General features: G+C 67.3%; 3 protein-coding genes. All 3 read left to right on the top strand.

Annotation, left to right across the window (positions count from 1 at the left end):
• Positions 1-162: 162 nt before the first annotated feature.
• The 3 genes from rpoN (at position 163) to ptsN (ending at position 2,908) form a co-directional block, all read left to right on the top strand.
• Positions 163-1,659 carry an RNA polymerase factor sigma-54 gene (gene rpoN, locus AC5E6L_RS14835; RefSeq protein WP_491230812.1) on the top strand — a complete coding sequence of 499 codons (1,497 nt, stop codon included), beginning with the start codon at positions 163-165 and terminating at the stop codon, positions 1,657-1,659.
• 129 nt (positions 1,660-1,788) lie between these two features.
• Positions 1,789-2,364 carry a ribosome hibernation-promoting factor, HPF/YfiA family gene (gene hpf / locus AC5E6L_RS14830; protein ID WP_491774332.1) on the top strand — a complete coding sequence of 192 codons (576 nt, stop codon included), beginning with the start codon at positions 1,789-1,791 and terminating at the stop codon, positions 2,362-2,364.
• 79 nt (positions 2,365-2,443) lie between these two features.
• Positions 2,444-2,908 (top strand): PTS IIA-like nitrogen regulatory protein PtsN, encoded by a 465-nt coding sequence (gene ptsN, locus AC5E6L_RS14825; RefSeq protein WP_491774330.1) that lies wholly within the window; start codon positions 2,444-2,446, stop codon positions 2,906-2,908.
• Positions 2,909-3,087: the final 179 nt, after the last annotated feature.

Genomic DNA, 3,087 nt, shown 5'->3' with positions numbered 1-3,087 from the left:
GTCCTGATCGAATCTGAAGTTCGTACGGAGCATGCTGCGTAACGAAGCGAACTTCGGATTCGGGACACCAGGCCCCATCTGGCCTTCCCGCACGAAACCGGCTTTAATGGGTATGCAAGAGTTGGGCCAGACGGGCCGATGCATGTGTGGGATGAAATCTTCATGGCGCTGACGGCCCGCCTCAATCTGAGACAGTCGCAGGCCATGGCGATCACGCCGCAATTGCTGCAATCGATCCGGCTGCTGCAATTCTCCCGTGTCGAACTGGAGCGGTTCATAGAAGACCAGATCGAGCGCAATCCGCTGCTTGAGCGTGCCGGCGAGACATCGGCGCGCGAGATGGATGCGCCCGGCGACGGCGCCGCGGAGACCGCGCGGGGGTTGCCGCAAACCGCCGAGGCGATGGCCGAAAGGCTCGATACCTCGCTCGAAAACGTCTTTCCGGACGATCCGGGCCGAATGGAAGGCGGCGCGCCCGCGCGCGGCGGATCGGGCTCCGGCCTGCCCTTTATGGGGGCGCCCGAGGGCGGCTGGCCGGTCGAGGAGCTTGCCGCCCGCGCGCCGACCCTGCGCGAACATGTCCTGACCCAGGTGGCGCTTGCCTTTCGCGCGCCCGCCGACCGCGCCATCGCCGGCGAACTGGCCGACCGTCTCGACGAGCGCGGCTATCTCGACGTCGATCTGGATCGGCTGGCCGAAGGTCTCGGCGTGTCCGGCGACCGAGTGCGCCGTGTGCTCGCCGAGTTGCAATCGCTCGATCCGCCGGGCCTGTTCGCACGCGATCTGCCCGAATGCCTTGCCCTTCAGTGCGCGCGGCGCGACCGGCTCGATCCGGCGATGCGGGTCCTGCTCGACAATCTCGATCTGCTGGCGCGCCGCGACTTCCGCGCCCTGTCGCGCCTGTGTGGGGTCGATCAGGCGGACCTGATCGACATGCTGGCCGAGATCAGGACGCTCGATCCGCGGCCGGGGCTGGCCTGCGACACGACGCCGGTCGAGGTGGTCATGCACGATGTCGAGGTGCGCGCGGGCGCCGACGGCGCCTGGCGGGTCGCGCTCAACGCCGATGCCCTGCCGCGCGTGCTCGTCGATCGGGACTATTACGCCACGGTCACGGCGGGCGCGCTCGACGGCCAGGAGAAGGCGTTCATGACCCAGTGCCTGCACGATGCGCACTGGCTCGAACGCAGCCTCGATCAGCGCGCCAATACGATCCTGAAGGTGGCGGCCGAGATCGTCCGGCAGCAGGACGCGTTTCTCGTCTCGGGCGTCGGCGGGCTCAGGCCCTTGACCATGAAGGCGGTCGCCGAGGAGATCGCCATGCACGAATCGACGGTCAGCCGCGTCGTCGCCAACAAGTTCATCCTCACCCCGCGCGGCCTGTTCGAGCTGCGCTTCTTCTTCACCGGCGCCATCGGCGGCACCGGTGAAGCGGGCGCCGACCATGCGGCCGAAAGCGTGCGCCAGCGCATCCGCGACCTGATCGACGCCGAGCCGGCCGACAAGATCCTGTCGGACGACGCACTCGTCGGGCTGCTGCGCGGCGAAGGCGTCGACATCGCCCGGCGCACCGTCGCCAAGTACCGCCAATCGCTTAACATCGCCTCGTCGGTGCAACGGCGGCGCGAAAAGCGCGCGCGGGCGCTTGCCCGCCTCTGAGCGGGGCGCCGGACGGCCCTTCACATCGCCGGCCGATTGCCCCAATCTGCATCGGCGGCGCGCCAATCGCCCCCTGGCGGCGCGCCGGCATGACAAGAAGATCGGGCAACATTGAAGAGAGGTGGCACCATGAGCCTGCGCGTATCGGGAAAGCACATGGAGATCGGCGATGCGTTCCGGACCCGGATCGAAGATCGCATCGACGAGGCGATCGGCAAGTATTTCGGCGGCCGCGCCTCCGGCCATGTCACCGTCGAAAAGGCGCGATCGCGCTTTACCACCGACTGCATGCTGCACCTCGATTCGGGCACTGTCCTTCAGGCCACCGGCGAGGCCCAGGACCCCCAGGCCTCCTTCGACATTGCCGCCGAGCGGATCGAAAAGCGTCTGCGCCGCTACAAGAGAAGGTTGAAATCGCACCATGCCGACGGCGCGGCGACGCGGGTCGAGGAATATGCCTATCGCGTGCTCGAAGCGCTTCCCGACGATGACGAGGAAGACCTTCCCGAGGACTACGCGCCGCTCGTGATCGCGGAGACCAAGATGAGCCTGTCCACCCTGCCGGTCTCGTCGGCGGTTTTGCAACTGGACCTTCAGGACACGCCGGTCTATGTGTTCCGCAATGCTGGGAGCGGCGACGTCAACCTTGTCTACCGCCGCCCCGATGGACATATCGGCTGGATAGACCCGGGTACGTTGAGATAGCGCGCGCCGCCGCAGCGGGCCCCTGCGTCCTGTTTGTGATCGCGGTCCGGTCCGGCCGCCGACCCGAGAGGGAATGACGATGGATCTTGGCGATATTCTCGCGGAAAACGCCGTGATCGGCGATCTGCGCGCCAATTCGAAGAAACAGATGCTGCAGACGCTTGCCGAGCACGCCGCCGAACTGACCGGGCTGCCGGCGCGCGCAGTGTTCGACACGGTGCTTCAGCGCGAAAAGCTCGGCTCGACGGGCGTCGGCAGCGGCATCGCCATTCCCCACGCCAAGCTGCCCGGCTTCGAACGGATCGTGGGCGTCTTCGCCCGCCTGCCCGAGCCGATCGATTTCGACGCGCTCGACGATCAGCCCGTCGATCTGGTGTTTCTGTTGCTGGCGCCCGAGAATGCCGGCGCAGATCACCTCAAGGCGCTGTCGCGGATCGCCCGGCTGATGCGCGATCCGGCGCGCGTCTCCCTTCTGCGCGCCACCGCCGAGCCCAAGGCGCTCTATCGTCACCTTGTCGGCGAGCCGGCCTCCAACGCCGCCTGAGCGGGGCCGAAAGACGGCGTTCAGCGAAGGCGCCGTTCGCTGGCCGGGTCGAACAGCAGCGCCCGGCCCGGATCGAACCGCGCGGTGAAAGCCTGTCCCGGCCTCACCTTATGGCCCTCCTCAAGAGCGATCGTCAGCGGGTTGTCCGTGTTGGCGCCCGAATAGCCGTAGGACACGCC

The organism is Roseitalea sp. (genome assembly GCF_984466335.1).
This window is presented reverse-complemented; position numbering and strand designations above follow the sequence as displayed.

Coding starts and splice junctions, on each gene's coding strand:
- rpoN (WP_491230812.1), top strand. CDS start 163: ATGGCGCTGACGGCCCGCCTCAATCTGAGACAGTCGCAGGCCATGGCG.
- hpf (WP_491774332.1), top strand. CDS start 1,789: ATGAGCCTGCGCGTATCGGGAAAGCACATGGAGATCGGCGATGCGTTC.
- ptsN (WP_491774330.1), top strand. CDS start 2,444: ATGGATCTTGGCGATATTCTCGCGGAAAACGCCGTGATCGGCGATCTG.